The following is a 16,088-nucleotide window of genomic DNA, read 5'->3' as shown; positions in this document are numbered from 1 at the left end:
ATCAGTATGGAGCGGGTAGCGGGAATCGAACCCGCATCATCAGCTTGGAAGGCTGAGGTTCTACCATTGAACTATACCCGCACGCTCCGCGCAGGAACCTCAAAGCAAAAGGCCTTCAACCTTCCGCTTCCGACGCCCCGGCAATCCGGGACATCTGAATATGGTGCAGGGGGGTGGATTCGAACCACCGAAGCTTGCGCGTCAGATTTACAGTCTGATCCCTTTGGCCACTCGGGAACCCCTGCTCGAAAGCGGCGTGCATTGTCTACATCGACCGCCGTGCTGTCAACACTTTTTTCTTTAAATTCACACACTTACCTGCGGAACTTAAAGTGGAAGCAGCACGAGAGACAAAATGGAGCTGGCGAGAGGAGTCGAACCCCCGACCGGCTGATTACAAGTCAGCTGCTCTACCAACTGAGCTACGCCAGCCCTGTCTCTCCTTACGGGGAAGCATTCTGCCCCGTAAGTGGAGGCGGGATTCTAGGGGATGTTATGCCGACAAGCAACCGTTTTGAGCGCGAGTTTTTTCCTCCGCCGCAACACCGCCGGCATACAAGCCGGCCTACTCCGGCTCGAGTTCCGCGCAGAGGTTCTGGCGGCGGTCCAGCCCGGGATAATCCAGCTGCAGCTGCGACCAGAAATCCTCCGCCAGGTCCTGCGCGGCCCCTGGCGCCAGGACCACCCACTGCTCGGCATACATCTGCGGCTCCTCGCGCATCTGCGCGTCGATACCCTCGGCACGCAACTCCTCTTGCAGGATCTTCGCCCGGTCCGGCTCGGAAAAGATGCCGAACGAGATGCCATGGGTCAGCGAGCCCTTGGGGATGACATAGCTGTCGACACCGGCAGCCTGCAGCTCCCGCAGTTTGTTGAAGGCTTCCCGACGGGACCCGAGGGGCTCCAGGTACACCCAGTAGCGCATCTGCCCTTCAACCTCAACGTCGCGCAACTCGGCCTGCACCTGCAGGGCGCGCAAACGCTGAATAACGTCCTCCCCCTGGAAGCTCTCTTCAAACGGGCCCACCAGGGTACAGACCTCGCCGGGCCCCGCCGCAGCATCACTGTTGTCCTCAATGTCGCGGGCCGGTTCCGGTGACGCCGGGACAGGGTCGCCACGGGATTGGAGCTCACCCGGGTCGATTTCGCTCAACAGCCGGATGGAGCTGCCAGATTCAGCCACAGGCGCCGGGGCCACCTGCGCAGCGGGCGTCGCGGACCCCCGCCCCCCAGTCTGAAACCAGGCAAACAGCCCTATATTGGCGATAAAAAGCACAAGGACAATCCAGCGCATAGCGTCAATTTCCAAATACAGGCGAAAGTCGCATAGTTGTGTTCAGGAGCCCTGGTTGTTCAGGGATTACTGAGGGCGAGCCCCTCAAATACCAGGTCCGGGACAAGCTCCGCCTCACTCTCCAGCAGACTGGCGAGGAGCTGACCGTCCCCTCCGGTCAGCCACAGCAGAGGTTCGATAGCCTCACTGCGGCGCAGCTCTGCGAGCGACTGCTCGATGGCTCCCATCACCATCAACGGCAAACCGCGATTCACCGCTTCCACGGTATTGACCCCCGGCGCCAGAGACATCCCTTCGACAAATTGGCCCGGCACCTTGACGGCATCGGTATCGGCGGAGAGGGCCCGGCGCATCAGCTCCAGGCCGGGCAATATATACCCCCCAAGGTGCCGTCCGCCAGCTCCGAGCAGGTCGAGGGTTACGGCGCTACCGCAGTCCACCACCAGTGCGGGCGAGGGATCCCGCCGATGCGCCGCCAGCACCGCAAGCCACCGGTCGACTCCCAGGGCCCCGGTATCGCGATATCCGCAGGTAACCCCGGCGCAATGCCGCTCCACCCGCGCGAACTCCGGCTCCAGTGAAAGCGACTCGCGCAGGGCTGCAGCCAGCCAGCCGGCCACCCGGGATCCCGCGACATTGGCCACCCGCACCCGTTGCGGGCCGGCGCTGGACCACTGGGCGGGCACACGGCCGCGGGCCAGGTCATCAGTGGCCAGTACGCCACGCGCCGTCGCGTGGCCGGATTCAGGCTGCACCAGGCGCCACTTGCCCCGGGTATTACCGATATCAATCTCGAGAATCATCCCTGCGCCCCCCGCAGAGAAATCTCCCCACCGTGGAACGTGCGCAGCTTACCGCCCTCGAGCTCGAGCACCAGCGCACCGGCGGCGTCCACCCCACGGGCGATGCCGTGCCAGGATTGATGGGCCGACCGCAACTCCACTGGTTGACCGGCAAAGGCATCCCGGGACTGCCAGGCCTCGCGATAGGCGGCAAAGCCGCGATCCCCATAGCCTGCCAGCAGGGGCAACAGTCGGCTGAGCATGGCAGCCGCCAGCGCGTTGCGATCGATCCCGGGCTGCACCTGCTGCAGATCGATCCAGGGCTGGTCAATTGCGGCAGCCTGCGCCCGGGGCAGCCCCACGTTCATTCCAACACCCACCACCACGCCACAGCGATCGGTCAGGTCACCGGTAAGTTCCAGCAGCACACCCGCCAGCTTGCGCCCCCGGCACCAGACATCATTAGGCCACTTCAGGGTCACATCCGGCACCGCAAATTCCTCCAGGGCTTCTGCCAGCGCCACACCCACCGCCAGGCTGAGCCCCTCCAGCAACTGCACACCACCACTGAACTGCCAGCCCACCGACAGGCTCACACCGGCACTGAACGGGCTTATCCACTGCCGGCCTCGCCGGCCGCGGCCCGCAGTCTGGCGCTCGGCAAGCATGGCCACTCCGTGCCCACCCCCCTCTTCCAGCAGGGCCAGGACACGGGCGTTGGTGGAGTCCACTTCATCCCGCAATACCAGTCTGTTGAGCAGCCCGCTGGCCTCAGGATGGAGCGCCTGCCCAAGTCGTGCGGCATCCAGCAGGTCCAGCCCCCCCGGGATCCGGTAGCCGCGCCCCTTGACAGACTCCAGCTCCAGCCCGTAATCCGCCAGCTTCTGCAGCTGCTTCCAGACAGCGGCCCGACTCACCCCCAGGGCGGCGCCGAGCGCCTGGCCCGAGTGCACCTGCCCGTCAGCAAGCAGTTCGAGTACCGGACGCAACTGGTCCAGCGGACTCTTCCTCTCGGCAGTGGTCACATTCAACTCCCCGTATAGCGGCGCGTGTAGCGGTGGCCGAGACTGGTGAGGATTTCGTAACCGATGGTGCCGGCGTATTCCGCCACCTCATCGACCGTAACCACCTCGTTCAACACCTCGATATGCCCCAGTCCGCTGCGCTCGGCCGGTGCCAGGGCGCTGATATCAAATACCGTGGAATCCATGGACACCCTGCCGATCATAGGCAGGCGGCGACCAAAGGCCCAACCACAACCCCGGCCGCCCTGCGCCCGGATAATGCCATCGGCGTAGCCTCCCCGCGCTACCGCCAGCCAGCTGCCGGCGGGCGCCCGCTGGGTAGCCCCGTAACCCACCCAGCTGTCCTGCGCCACATGGCGCTGCTGCACCACTGGCAGGCTGAGGGTCACTACGGCACGCATGGGGTTCTCCCCCGCCGGCTGCGGGTTGACGCCATACAATGCCGAACCAGGTCGCGCGATATCGAAGTGATACGCCTCATCCAGGTGGATACCGGAAGAGTTGGCCAGGCTCAACTGGACCTCGGGCAGGCGCTCCCGCAGCCGGGCACCAGCGCGCCCAAACGCCTCAAGCTGGCGGCGATTATGCGGGTGCCCGGGGTCCTCGGCACAGGCGAGGTGGCTCATCAGCACCCGGATGTCCGCATCCTGCAGAAGCCCGGGGTCGCGTAACAACTCCCCGAACTCTTCCTCGGTCATCCCCAGCCTGGTCATGCCGGAGTCGATCTTCAGCGCGCAGGGAGCCGGACTACCGGCGGCTTCGCGGGCGTTCCTCCACGCGCGGACCTGCTGCAGGGTGAACAGGTTGGGAATCAGCCCGGCACGTATACATTCCAGCTCGCGGCCGGGGCGCACGCCGGTCAGGACAAAAACCCGGGCATCCTCATCGAGGATATCGCGCAGTTCGAGCCCCTCATCGAGGGTAGCGACAAAAAAGTCCCGACAGCCGCGGCGGTAGAAAGCCGGCGCCAGTTCATTCACCCCCAAGCCATAAGCGTCCGCCTTGACCACCGCACCGCAGCGGCTGCCCGGGCGCAACCGACGCTCGAGCGCGAGGAAATTATCGCCAGCGGCCTGCAGGTTCACTGTGAGCAGCCCGTCATGTGTGCTTGTCATCGATTACCTCATCTGTCCTCGCAGCTACTCTACTGCCCCAGGCGTCCAAAGCTACGCCGCACTGAGCAGGGATTCCCGCTGCAGCGCCGTGGCCCCGAAACGAATGGCCACGGCCACCAGCAGCAGTGTTGCGCCAGAACCGGCCAACAGTGTCATCAGCGGCACTGTCTCGCCCACCAACAGGGCCTTGAGCCACTGCTGCTGGCCAACCAGCGGCACCAGCTGCCACAGAAAACCGCCGAGTTCGGCCCGCGACATATCCAGCATCATCAGCAACACCACGGGTGCTACCTGCAGGATACTGAGCTGGGTCTGCGCATCCTTGAAGGAACGGGAACGCAGCGCCAGCAGAATCTGCACTACCGCCACCAGCAGGGCAAGGGGCAGCAATAGCAGCCCCATGGTCAGCACTCCGCTGGCCGTCGTGGCCTGCTGTATGCCCAGCTCCGCCAGGGGCATCAGGGGCATCAACGAGACCAGTGCCACCAGCGCGAGCAGCGCACCGGCCCAGCCCATACTGGCAACCGCCAGGGTTTTGGCCAGGATCACCTGCCAGGCTGGAAGCGGCTGCAACAACAGGGTTTCAAGGCTGAGCCGTTCCCGCTCACCAGCCGAGGTGTCGACGGATGTCGCCAGGCTGGCGACAAACAACGTCAGGATCAGCAGGCCCGGGACCATTGCCAGCAGCATGGCGCCGCGGCGTGACGGCGTACTGACATCCCGCACCTCCAGGTGCCAGGGCGCCAACAGCTGCGGCGCCACCCCGCGGGCGATAACACGCTGCTGTACCACAAGTTGCCGGAACACTCCCAGCCGCTCCTGCAGGTGTCTCTGCGCCCGCACGGCCGCAGACGACGAGCTGTCTATATAAAGATAGAGAGGCGGCGCCTCAAAATTGCGGTAACCCTCGGCAAACCCGTCCTGCACCGACAGAACAATATCGTAATCCCCCGCCAGCAATGCCGCGGGATCCCCACCATCCAGGGCGTCGACTTTCAGGCTGCCACCCCTCAGTCGATCCTCCAGCAGGGGCGCATGTGCCGCCCCGAGCAGAGCGAGACGCGTATCCTCCTCGGTGTGCTTCTTGAGCATGAAGACACTGCCCGCCGCCAGCATGACAGGAAACATCAGGGAGAAGCAGATCGCCATCCACAGAGCGCGCCGGTCTCGCCATGCCTCGAGGAACTCCTTGTACAACAGCGCGCCCCCAGGGCCACGCAGGATGCTCGCAAGCCTGTTCATGCCGGCACCCCCCCGCCCTGCACCCGTCGCTCCCCATAGGCCAGGGCGACAAAGGTGTCCTCGAGGTTCGAACAGCCAGCCTCCCGCATCAAGGCCTGCGGCGCGCCGCTCCCGACAACACGCCCGGCAGCCATGACCAACACGGTGTCTGACAGCTCCAGCACCTCGGACATGACGTGGCTTGAGAACAGGATAGTGGTTCCCGCATCCCGCAACCGCAGCAGGGTCCGGCGCAACAGCCGCGCCGCGAGCACATCCAGCCCGCGGGTGGGTTCGTCAAGGATCAGGTGCTGCGGCCGGTGCACCAGTGCCCGCGCCAGGGAGACCTTCATCCGCTCGCCCTGGGAGAAGCCACGTGTCCGCCGCTTCCATAACGGTTCCAGCTCCAGCTCCCGGCGCACATCATCGAGCGACTGTCTCAGGGCGGTTCCGGTAATACCCTGGATACGCGCAAAAAGGGTCAGGTACTCCTCTACCGTCAGTCGCTCATAGAGCCCCTCGCGATCCCCCACGACCCCCAGCTGTCGCCGCACCCCCAACGGGTCACGGGCAACATCTATCCCCCCCACCCGCACAGTGCCAGCATCAGGTCGCAGCAGGCCGGCAATAATACGCAGGCAACTGGTCTTGCCGGCACCATTAGCTCCCAACAGGGCTGTGATACGACCATCGGGCACGCGGAAATCGAGATCTCGCAGTACCGGCCGACCGGCGAACTCCTTGCTGATGGCATCTACTTCGATCATTGCCCCGCCTCCTTTCCGGATACCTTGCCAACTGCTTCCACATCCTGCGGGGAGACACCGCCGATATCGGGCCCGTAATCCGCCACCATAAACGGTGGTCGCCCAATCTGCCCTGAGCAGGTGGTATCGAGCGCTTCCGCGGGATCCGCCAGGAAACTGGCAATCAGGCCTGGGATACAGCCCCTGGCGGAATTGATATGGCCACCACTGGCAACGATGAGGTGCTGCCTGTTTGCGAGATAACCCAGCTCCACCTCTGCGTAACGCGGCGGGGTAATCGGGTCCGCCTCACCGGAGATCAACAGTACCGGGTGCTCCCGGGGCTCCGGCGTGGAGTACGGCTTCTCCTTGACCGGCCACCCGCGACAGCCATGCTTGAACAGGTCGAAAAAGGCTGTACCCAGGAATGTACCACGGCTGTCGGCGGCAACCTCCGCCGCACTGATACGGTTCAGCTCCTCGGCGCAGGCCACCGAAAAGGTCAGCCCCATGGACATCGACTCTGCAGCCTGCAGGAAGAGCCCTGACAGGCCCGCCAGGGGCTGCAGGTTGCCCTGATGCGCCTGGGTAATGGCGTAGGGCAGCTGGGCCGCCGCGCCGGGGTCATATAGCACCGTGCGAATGGCGTTGGCGAACTCCCAGCGAGCCATTGGCTCTCCCGAAAGCTTGCCAGTGAGGGGATCGGGCAGGACCGGGGCCCGACCGGCGTCCCAGTTATCCAGCATCTCGTCGAGCCGCCCGCGCCAATCCCCCAGGCGTGCACACGCCGGATCGCTCGCGCAGTCCCGCTCCAGTGTCCGTAGCGCCTCCTCGGCAGCCCGGGCGGTGAGAAAGACCTTGGTGTCGATCGGTGCGACGGCATCCAGCACCAGCTCCGATACCGACTCCGGATACCACTGCTGGTAAAGAAGGGCCGTACGGGTACCCCAGGATCCTCCCCAGAGTGCGATCTGCTCATGCCCCAGCCGCAGGCGCACCATCTCCAGGTCCTCGACGGTCTGGCGACTACTCAGCGACTCGGCAAACTCGGGCCGCTGCAGGTAACAGCGGGCGAGCTTGCGGGCAAACACATCCAGGTCCAGGGAGAGCTGGTCCTCGATCCCACAGTGGAAAGCGCCCGACCGCCCGGAACCACGACGATCCACCATGACGATATCGCGCTCCCGGTTAATTGGTTTGAACGCGTTCAGGAGTGGCGCGAGATCACTGGCGGCCTGCCCGGGCCCGCCGGCGAGCAGGTATAGTGGCTCCTCGCCGCTGTCGTGGACTGCAGGCGCAACCATCACCGCAAGTCGCGGCGTCTCCGGTTTTCCCTCGACGGGCAGGCGGTAACAGTGCAGCGGGTTGCCCCAGCCATCCAGGTAACAGGTCTCTGCAGCCGCCCCCCCAGCCACTACGTGGGCGGCGGAGCACAACCCCGCGAACAGCGCGGCGAGCCAGGTAAAAATCTGTCGTGTCCTTGCCAAACTGAAATCTCCTTGATCGATACGGCGAGATCGCGCTTCAGTCTACCCAAATTTGCCTACGGGTGTCGTTTTCCCGCGGCCCGGCAATCGTGGCGTCCCCCTCTGGCCGGTGTTATGGTTACGGCTCAATCAGGGTTCCGCGTATTTCCAATGAGCTTTTCAGATCGAGAAAAACAATTAATACGCGCGGCATTCGCGTGGGGACAGGTAAGCCATAAAGAGGGATATACCCTCTCTGACGGCGAAATCGAGAAATCGGTCCTGTTTCGTCGCCTGCTGGCCGGCCGTCCCCCACTGGCATTCCCGCCGCCGCTGCGCCACGGGTTCCCATGGTACGAGGTCATTGAGGGGCGCGGCCAGCACGTGGTGAATGCGTCAGAAGCCTCTGAAGAAAACAGCATGATCGCGCCAGGCAGTCGCCCTGGCGACAAGTGTATATTGATCGACGGCGCCTTCTGGCGGGTGGCTGAGACTATCCGCGAACGAGAGGAGTACATCGTGGAATGGGGGCCGTATCCCATGCAGTGGCGCCTGCGCAAACACTGGGAAGTCAACTACGAGATGACCCAGCAACTGCAGAATTTCCGCAAGCACAACCCCGATGCAGAGATCCATTTCGACAACCGCGTGGGACAGCGTGAATACAGCGAATTTCGTATCGACGAAGACCAGACAGTCTGGCTCAGTGAGTGGCAACTCAGCCGTATCGGACTGTCGGGCTGGGTCTGGGTGGGCACGCTGCTGGACTCCGGGAGCGGCAACAATCTGGCGGTCCTGGGGTCGGACCAGCACGGCCCGCTGATTCTCGGGGAGCCCGGCAGGCAAAGTGGTGAGGCATGGCTGCGGATTGAGCGGGCCGGAGAGGAATATCGCTTTATCCGACTCGGCGAGCAGATCGATTACGACAGGATCCTGAAAGAGGCCGATGCCGGCAGCCTGTTACACGGTATCCAGGATGAAGACCTGCTGGTGATGGACTGGAGTGACGGTGCACCGCTGCAGCGCTTTTCCGTTCCGGCCCAGCTGGCACCGCTGGAAGAATTCAACCTGGACCGGCTGGGTTACGAACTGGTACCCGACAACCTTTTCCGGGACGGCGCCTGAGCATACTCCTGCGGTGGGGTGTTGTGCCGATACCACCCCACCCGACAGCTTCCCGGATTCAGTTTTCAATCGACATCCCGCCCCCGGGCCGCGCGGAGCAGCTGGAACCAGGTTTCCAGCGGTAAATCCACACTGGCAGCAGCCACTGCCGATTTCAGCCGATCAATCTTCCCACTGCCCAGTACCGGCACCATGGTGCTCGGGTGCCGCATCAGCCAGGCCAGCGCGACCTGCTGCGGCTCCAGGCCGAGCTCCGCACCCAGCTCCTCCAGGCAGGCCTGCACCCGCCGTGCCGCCTCCCCGGTTCCCGTGAACAGTTCCCCGCCGGCAAAGGGTGACCAGGCCATGGGCACCACATTCTGACGCTGGCAAAAGTCCAACTGGCCGTCAAACATGGGCTGGCTGTGCAGCGGCGATACTTCAATCTGGTTAACCACCAGCGGTGCCTGCAGGCGCGACTGCAACAGCTCAAACTGGTGAGGGAGAAAATTAGAAACACCCACCGCTCGCACCTTGCCGGCTTCCAGCAGCCCCTGCAGGGCAGCCGCGAGCGAATCGGCATCCATCAGCGGATCCGGGCGGTGCAGTAACAGCAGGTCCAGGTAGTCTGTCCCCAGCTTGGCTAGGCTGGAATCTACAGAGGCTGTCACGTGAGCGGCGCTGCTGTCGTAATGGTTCAGGCGAAAATCGTTGTCCGATCCACACAGCTTGATTCCGCACTTGGAGACAATTTCCATCTCCCCCCGCAGGGCCGGCTCGAGTCGCAGCGCCTCACCATAGAGAGCCTCGCAACGATAATCCCCGTAAATATCAGCCAGGTCGAATGTGGTTACCCCGAGTTCCAGCAGGCTCTCGGTCAGGGCTACAAGCTGCTGCGGGGCATAGTCCCAGTCGACCAACCGCCACAGGCCCATGGCCAGGCGCGACATGGAAAAGTTGTTATCCAGGGGGGATTGGACTCGCTGCATTGCTCGGTACACGCTCGTGAGTGGACGGTCGATTCTGCAGTAAGCCCACTGGACGAGCAAGCCAATCCCGCAGGCACTATCGACGTAACCACTAACTGACTTCGCTTTCAGATGCCCCGGCACCAGGGTGCCGCGGATCACGGGACCCGGTTTCGCCGGCAAAAATTCCCCTCTGGACCACTTTGTCCTGCCAGAAAACCAAATTGTTCCAACCGCTTTCGAGAATTGAGAACCAGGTTGTACTTTGTTTCTGGCTAGGCGGCTAATTCAACTTTAGTATTCCAGAACGCAGCTTCCTCGACCCACTGGCATCGTCGGCGGAATCGATCGGCAAACTGCTGCCCAGAAAATAAAGCCCACAGCAACAGGGCACAAATCAAACCCCAGCCTTCCCCGTGCTCCCGCACGGGCCCATGCAAGCTGCATAACGCGGAGGAAAAAAGCATGGCTATCGACGACATTCTCGAGAACAAGGACGAGAACGCCAAGTCCTTCATGGACGGGATTATTGAACAACCCAAGGCCAGCGGCGGCTATGGCAGCGCCGCAGCAAGTGACACAGAACAGTCGGTAATCGGCAAAAACATCAAGTTCCGCGGCGAACTGGTAGGTACCGAGAACCTGCATATCGAAGGCACCATTGAGGGGACCGTGATCATGGAGGGGCACGATCTCTCCGTCGGCGCCGGCGGCGAACTCAATGCCAACATCCATGCGAAGAACATCGTGGTGGAAGGCCAGCTGACTGGTGATGCCCTGGCCGATGAACTGATCGAGATTCGCCGTACCGCAGCTGTTAAAGGCAACCTGATCGCACCGCGCATCAAGCTTGACGATGGCGGTAAGTTCCGTGGCTCCATGGACATGGTTGACACTGACTCCGAAATGAAAGAACGACACAAGGAGTTCAAGGAAAAGCTCGTACACCCCAACCTGCCACCTGCCGAGGCCGCGAAGCAACCGGCAGCCCGGAAACCGGCTCCCTCCTTTGACAGCAAAATCCCGGACACACCGAGCTTTACCCAGCCCAAGGCTTCAGCCAAGGAAGACAAGAAGAAAGACGACCAGAAAGAAAAAGAGGAATAACCTCAACTGGTTAACAGCACGGCGCGGCAAAATCCGTACACTGACGCGCGATTTTGTCGTGACCATGCAGGACCTGCCATATGCAGCATCACTCTTTTGGGTTGGCAGCGTTAACTGGGGAAATAGTCCAGCCCGGCTGTCACATCCTCGATCTGGGGCCACTGTCCTCGGGAACGACAGACGCCTTCCTTAAGCTCAACTGCCCCTGTTATATCGAGGACCTGATTGAGTTTTTTACCGAGCACGGTAATGATCAGGATCGCAAGGATGCCCTTGCCGATCACCTGGTGCCGAAACCCAGCAGGGTCAAGTTCGATGTAGTACTGTGCTGGGACCTGCTCAACTTCCTGCCACCCGAACTGCTGCGCCACCTGCTTGAGCTGCTGGAGCCAAACCTGAAGCCGGGGACGATCTTCCATACCATGATGTACACCGGCACGAGGCTGCCGGAAAAGCCCGCAAGCTTCCGGCACGTAGGCGACTTTACTTTCGAGACCGGCTTTGACGGCGGTATGCCGGAACTCTCCCCATATCGCTACTCCACCCTGTCCCTGATGCAGGCCATGGGCCGCTTTACCCTGCGCAATTCCACCCTGCAACGGGAAGGCATGCGCAAAGATGTCATTGAGCATATGCTGGAATATGGCAATTCCCGGCCGCAGGCACGCATCCAGTCCGGCGGCGCCTCTGATGTCAGCTCCTATTTCAGCCAACGGCCGGCGGAGGCGCTCCGGCTACCAGGCCTCTCGGAAGTTCTGGAGAGAGCCCGAAAGTCCCCCCTCAGTACCGTGCTCGATTGCGGTCCCAGAAGCGGCCGCAATATCGATGGGCTGCAAAAACAAGTGGGAGAGCTTTTCGTACAGGATCTGTTTACACAAATTCGCTGGCAACGTGAGCGCGGCAGGTCATTTCAGGACGCTGCCGAAGCCGCTCTGCAACAGGTACTGCCTGAGCAGGGCCTGGATGCTATTCTCCTCTGGGACCTGATCAACTTTTTCACAGCGGATGAAGTGGCATTCCTGAGCCGCCTGCTTGTCTCCGGCCTGCGCCCCCGGGGTCTGCTGCACCTGGTTGTGTTAAAGCAGGCAGCCCTGCCATCCCGCCCCGGAATTTTCGAGATCCAGGCAGACGGTTCGAGCAAAATCCATATTCCCGCCAGTGGCGAAAGCCCACGCAACTTCAACAGTATTACCGAAATCATGCAGGCACTCCCCTATCTCAGCCTGGTGGCGCAGGGACACGGCAAGCTCCCTGGTGGAGCGCTCTATCACGAACTGACTTTACAGAACACGGCTGGCAACGATCATGTCTGAGTTACTGCAACACTTCTTTTCACTGATGACCCCGGCACAGGTCACCGAGGCATTTATCCTCCTGATGTTAGTGCTGACCGTGCTCGCGATGGTTTTCCGGCTGTTTAGGAGGGCGCCGGACTTCGTCGAACACGCCCCGGGGGTTATGACCTCGCTGGGCATCCTCGGTACATTCTTCGGTATTATTATCGGGCTGTTCGATTTTTCCCTGGAAGATATCGACAACAGTATCGCCGTGCTGATGGACGGCCTGAAAACAGCCTTCATCACCAGTGTGGTGGGATTATCCCTCTCCCTGTTTATCCGCGTCATCACGCGGATGATCCATATCCCGGGCCAGCATCGTCCCTCACCCGTGGGAATCAACGACCTGAATGACAACCTGGTGGGACTGCGCACCGAGTTGCAGGAGAACCTGGACACCCTTGCGCGGACGGCCAGCGCCTCTATGGTTGGTGAGCTGGAGAAGATCGTAGCCCGTTTCAATGAACGGCTGGAACAACAGTTTGGTGACAACCTGACCCGGTTTTCCGACCGGCTCGAGAGTCTGCTACCGGCCCTGGATGAACTGGCGCAAGAGTACCGGGACCACGGAAAACGGGTAGATGAGTGGGACCAGCTCTGCGGGCAACAGCTCGCCAGCCTCGCGGAAGAACAGGAAAAGCTGTTGGCGCTTCACGACAAGCTCGCGGAATTGCCACATTTGGGGGCAGGACTCACCGGCCTCCTCGACCGCCAGAGAGAGCAGCTGGAGCAGACAAACAGTCTGCTGGTCGCACAGCAGGCGGCATCCCACGCCCTTGCGGAGATGGCGCCCGAAATCCAGCCACGTCTCGAGAACCTTGCCCGGCAACTGGCCAGCTCCCAGAGTGAAATTGCGGAAAACATCGATCGTTCACACCAGCTCATCGCGGCCCAGTCCTCGCAGGTCAATGAGCACTTCCAGAAACTGTCCAATCTGTTTGAAAGGTTGTCCCTGCTGGACCCGGACAGGCTCCAGCAACTGGTCGAGGAGAGCGCAGGCAGTCACCGCACCGCGATGCGGGAACTGGCCCAGATGATGGCCGGGACGCACCGGGAGATGCTCGACGCACTGACGCAGATTATACGCACCGACCTTCAGAACACCGATATCGCGTTGCGCCACCAGTACGAGAATATCGATCGCAAGGTATCGGAGGAGCTCGATATGGTCTTCACGGGAATGGGCGAAGCCCTGGCCACCATCAGCGGCCAGTTCACCCGGGATTACCGGCAGCTGGTGGCACAGATGCAGAGGATCGTGGAAATGCGGCCGGAACGGGACGTCGAGCATGCGTCCTGAGCAGCTGGGTCTGCAGGCCGGCAATGAGGACTCCGAATGGGTCAGCCTATCAGACCTGATGGCCGGCTTGATGATGGTATTCCTGTGTATTGCAGTGGTCATGATGCGCTCGGTGATGGAGGAGCGGGAAAAAATCCGGGCCCTGGCGGTGGATTATCGCGATAACCAGCTGGCCATTTACCATGCCCTCCATGACGAGTTCGAGAATGACCTCCCCCGCTGGGGCGCCACCATTGACAAGGAAAAACTGGCCATCGCTTTTAACAACTCCGATGCGATGTTCCAGGCCGGTGCCTCAGAAATGAACACCGCCGCCACCAAAGTGATGCGCTCATTCTTTCCACGGTATATCCGCGCACTGAAACCTTATATGGACTCCATCAGTGCGATTCATATTGAGGGTCATACAAGCTCAGAATGGGGCGGTGATACGGGTGCGCAAACCAATTACTTCAATAACCTGGCATTGTCCCAGGAACGCTCGCGCGCAGTACTGCACTTTGTCCACACCTTGGTACCCGCTGAAGAAGCTGCTTCCATGCGTGCCATGGTTGCTGCGGTGGGATATTCATCGGCCAGGCCTGTATTGCACCCGGATGGACGGGAGGATGCCGAGAAATCCCGGCGCGTGGCGTTCAGGGTCATTACGGATTCCGAGTCACATATCCACCAGATCCTCGAGGAGGCATTGTAGTGGCCATGTGGAAACGGGCCCTCGCAAACCTGCGCCAGGCCGGTAAAAGAATCGAAACGGACGGGGAATCCGTCGAGGCGTCAACTGCAGCGAACCCCCTGCAGGGAAAAGACTACAGCACAGTGACGGCATACGAGGGCGAGAGCCTGTGCACTGACGCGATGGCCGGGCAGTTGATGCAAGGTGTACAGCTCTCGCTTGCGGAGCTGGAGGACCGGACGATCGGCTGGCTCTACCGCGGGCATCCGGTAATGGTATTTGGCGTTGAGGTGCCGGAAGTCGAAGATGTGACGCGAAGGCAGGACTTCTGGCAACGGGTACACCTGCTGTCGTGTTGTAGCGCGCTGGATTCAGGGGGACGAAGTGCCTGGGTGGGCACGGACCTCGGCAGCATACGAGCCGCATTCCCGGACGACTCACTGATGCTCTGCCAGTCCTGCCTTACGACGCTGAATCATGACAACTACCGTCGTGCCGGGCGCACGGAACGCCAGCTTATCGAGCAGCACTTCGATTTCGTCAGCCATGTACAACGCTTTTCCCACCAATACTTCAGCGACAAGCCGCTTTTCTGGAAGCCCGGCGAACGCCCTGCCCCCTTCGACGAAGCTGTACAGCCTGGACCAGCAGAAGCCAGCGCCTGCCCCAGCTGCGGTTGCGCGCCCGAAGGCGCAGGCTGGAGACTCCCTGAGACAATCGCAGCCGAGCTTTCCCTGGCCCCGGGAACCTGCATTCCCTGTGCAATGCGGGAGGCGCCCGGCTGCCTCCATATTGACGATGCCTCTGCACTTTCAGCTGCACGCCAACGCTTCAATTATTTCGCGGCGTCTTACAGTGGCAAGATGGAAAGCTCCTGGAAACTGGCCGAGGCGATTCTGCCTCTCACATGGCTGCCACTACTCCGGGGACTGGAAGATCTCTTACCGCCACCAGAACTGTTCTACCAGTTCGACTCGGCACGACAACCTGCCGTACTCGCCTGGCCGGGGCAACAACGCGGCATACTCCCCGATGGCGCCAGTACCGGGGAACCACCTTCCGGCTGGTCGCTGTGGACCAGAAGAGAGATCCTGCGGGAATTCGGCCTCAAGGATTCCTGAGCGGGACTATAGTCCCGCTCACCAGGTTGCGACGGCCCGGACACTATCTTTTCTGACCTGGTAAGCACTGGCGGTGAAGCGTCTTTTTTCAAAACCAATGATCGTTCCATTCACAGATTCTCTGGAAAAAACTGTGGATAACAACTGGATTACCTCTGCCATGGCAGAGACGCCGCCATTCGCCTCCATGCGCTTAAAAAAACACCCGAAAAATCAGTGAGTTCCGATACATTTCAAGCTTGATAGCGCCGCTGGATAATACACAGAAAAACTGGACAATCCTGTGGATACTCCGGGGATATCGGTGTCCGGGCAACCAGCTCAGCCGCCGGCAGCGAGACGTACAAAAATGAAGCGTTTGTCCGCTTGCTCACCATGGCCTTGCGGCGGATACATTAACCATTGTGCTATTTCCTACCGGGACTCACGTATCAACCTGGCCTGTTGGCCCGATACAGCGTCCAAGGCCGTGCACCTGGTTTTCGCCTTTTCCCCAGCAGCATTGCCGACGGCATACCACGGCGCCCCCGGCCCCATTCCCCGCAGGTAAAGTCACAACAACAATGCAGGTTTAGGCTCAAGCTGTGTTTCCGTCCTCCTCGACTCTGTCTTGCAAGGTCAGACTGGCCGGGACGTCGCTGTCGAGACAGCGCCCAACCAGATAGCCATCCAGGAATCCGAGAGGGACCAGAATCGTGGCCCGGTTATCTGCGGCGGGAATCAACATCCGGGGGGGCTATTCAGTGACTCCAGGTTACCAACAGAAGGACTGGATAGACCTGTGAATAAGCTATGGGCAGCGGCGTCCTGGCACGCTCTCCCGTCCACT

14 protein-coding genes and 3 tRNA genes are annotated in these 16,088 nt (G+C 61.4%); 6 read left to right on the top strand and 11 right to left on the bottom strand.

Annotated features, from left to right (window positions below; translation table 11 throughout):
• Positions 1-7: 7 nt before the first annotated feature.
• The 10 genes from LVD11_RS15210 to LVD11_RS15165 all read right to left on the bottom strand — a co-directional run bounded on the left by LVD11_RS15210 (position 8) and on the right by LVD11_RS15165 (position 7,670).
• Positions 8-81 (bottom strand) — tRNA-Gly (locus tag LVD11_RS15210).
• An 80-nt stretch (positions 82-161) separates the two neighbouring features.
• A tRNA-Tyr gene (locus LVD11_RS15205) sits at positions 162-245 on the bottom strand.
• Positions 246-356: 111 nt separating this feature from the next.
• Positions 357-432, bottom strand: a tRNA-Thr gene (locus LVD11_RS15200).
• A 133-nt stretch (positions 433-565) separates the two neighbouring features.
• On the bottom strand, positions 566-1,183 hold the full coding sequence (locus LVD11_RS15195) for a hypothetical protein (protein WP_237060405.1): 618 nt from the start codon (positions 1,181-1,183) through the stop codon (positions 566-568).
• Positions 1,184-1,353: 170 nt separating this feature from the next.
• On the bottom strand, positions 1,354-2,097 hold the full coding sequence (locus tag LVD11_RS15190; protein WP_237060404.1) for a type III pantothenate kinase: 744 nt from the start codon (positions 2,095-2,097) through the stop codon (positions 1,354-1,356).
• Positions 2,094-3,101, bottom strand: a complete 1,008-nt coding sequence (gene birA / locus LVD11_RS15185; protein ID WP_237060403.1) for a bifunctional biotin--[acetyl-CoA-carboxylase] ligase/biotin operon repressor BirA — start codon at positions 3,099-3,101, stop codon at positions 2,094-2,096. Before birA ends, LVD11_RS15190 begins: the two co-directional genes overlap by 4 nt.
• Positions 3,102-3,103: 2 nt before the next feature.
• On the bottom strand, positions 3,104-4,216 hold the full coding sequence (gene alr / locus LVD11_RS15180) for an alanine racemase (RefSeq protein WP_237060402.1): 1,113 nt from the start codon (positions 4,214-4,216) through the stop codon (positions 3,104-3,106).
• Positions 4,217-4,267: 51 nt separating this feature from the next.
• A complete protein-coding gene (locus tag LVD11_RS15175; RefSeq protein ID WP_237060401.1) occupies positions 4,268-5,458 on the bottom strand; it encodes an ABC transporter permease in 1,191 nt (396 codons plus the stop codon).
• Positions 5,455-6,204 carry an ABC transporter ATP-binding protein gene (locus LVD11_RS15170; protein WP_237060400.1) on the bottom strand — a complete coding sequence of 250 codons (750 nt, stop codon included), beginning with the start codon at positions 6,202-6,204 and terminating at the stop codon, positions 5,455-5,457. Before LVD11_RS15170 ends, LVD11_RS15175 begins: the two co-directional genes overlap by 4 nt.
• Positions 6,201-7,670 (bottom strand): alpha/beta fold hydrolase, encoded by a 1,470-nt coding sequence (locus LVD11_RS15165; RefSeq protein WP_237060398.1) that lies wholly within the window; start codon positions 7,668-7,670, stop codon positions 6,201-6,203. The genes LVD11_RS15170 and LVD11_RS15165 overlap by 4 nt, the downstream gene beginning before the upstream one ends.
• A gap of 150 nt (positions 7,671-7,820) precedes the next feature.
• Here LVD11_RS15165 and LVD11_RS15160 point away from each other — a divergent pair, with 150 nt between their 5' ends.
• Positions 7,821-8,774, top strand: a complete 954-nt coding sequence (locus LVD11_RS15160) for a hypothetical protein (RefSeq protein WP_237060396.1) — start codon at positions 7,821-7,823, stop codon at positions 8,772-8,774.
• Between the two features lie 65 nt (positions 8,775-8,839).
• Here the strand turns inward: LVD11_RS15160 and LVD11_RS15155 are convergent, their stop codons facing one another.
• Positions 8,840-9,742 (bottom strand): aldo/keto reductase, encoded by a 903-nt coding sequence (locus tag LVD11_RS15155; RefSeq protein WP_237060394.1) that lies wholly within the window; start codon positions 9,740-9,742, stop codon positions 8,840-8,842.
• Between the two features lie 444 nt (positions 9,743-10,186).
• Between LVD11_RS15155 and LVD11_RS15150 the strand changes: the two genes are divergently transcribed.
• The 5 genes from LVD11_RS15150 to LVD11_RS15130 all read left to right on the top strand — a co-directional run bounded on the left by LVD11_RS15150 (position 10,187) and on the right by LVD11_RS15130 (position 15,259).
• Complete coding sequence (locus tag LVD11_RS15150) at positions 10,187-10,828, top strand: bactofilin family protein (RefSeq protein ID WP_237060392.1); 642 nt, start codon at positions 10,187-10,189, stop codon at positions 10,826-10,828.
• Positions 10,829-10,908: 80 nt separating this feature from the next.
• The gene (locus tag LVD11_RS15145; protein ID WP_237060390.1) at positions 10,909-12,141 is read left to right on the top strand and encodes a hypothetical protein; all 1,233 of its coding nucleotides are present in this window, start codon (positions 10,909-10,911) and stop codon (positions 12,139-12,141) included.
• Complete coding sequence (locus LVD11_RS15140) at positions 12,134-13,465, top strand: MotA/TolQ/ExbB proton channel family protein (RefSeq protein ID WP_237060387.1); 1,332 nt, start codon at positions 12,134-12,136, stop codon at positions 13,463-13,465. Before LVD11_RS15145 ends, LVD11_RS15140 begins: the two co-directional genes overlap by 8 nt.
• Positions 13,455-14,159 carry an OmpA/MotB family protein gene (locus LVD11_RS15135; protein ID WP_237060385.1) on the top strand — a complete coding sequence of 235 codons (705 nt, stop codon included), beginning with the start codon at positions 13,455-13,457 and terminating at the stop codon, positions 14,157-14,159. The genes LVD11_RS15140 and LVD11_RS15135 overlap by 11 nt, the downstream gene beginning before the upstream one ends.
• A complete protein-coding gene (locus tag LVD11_RS15130) occupies positions 14,159-15,259 on the top strand; it encodes a hypothetical protein (protein ID WP_237060383.1) in 1,101 nt (366 codons plus the stop codon). Before LVD11_RS15135 ends, LVD11_RS15130 begins: the two co-directional genes overlap by 1 nt.
• Positions 15,260-16,088: the final 829 nt, after the last annotated feature.

Source organism: Microbulbifer sediminum (assembly GCF_021729035.1).
Classification (GTDB): Bacteria; Pseudomonadota; Gammaproteobacteria; order Pseudomonadales; family Cellvibrionaceae; genus Microbulbifer; species Microbulbifer sediminum.
This window is presented reverse-complemented; position numbering and strand designations above follow the sequence as displayed.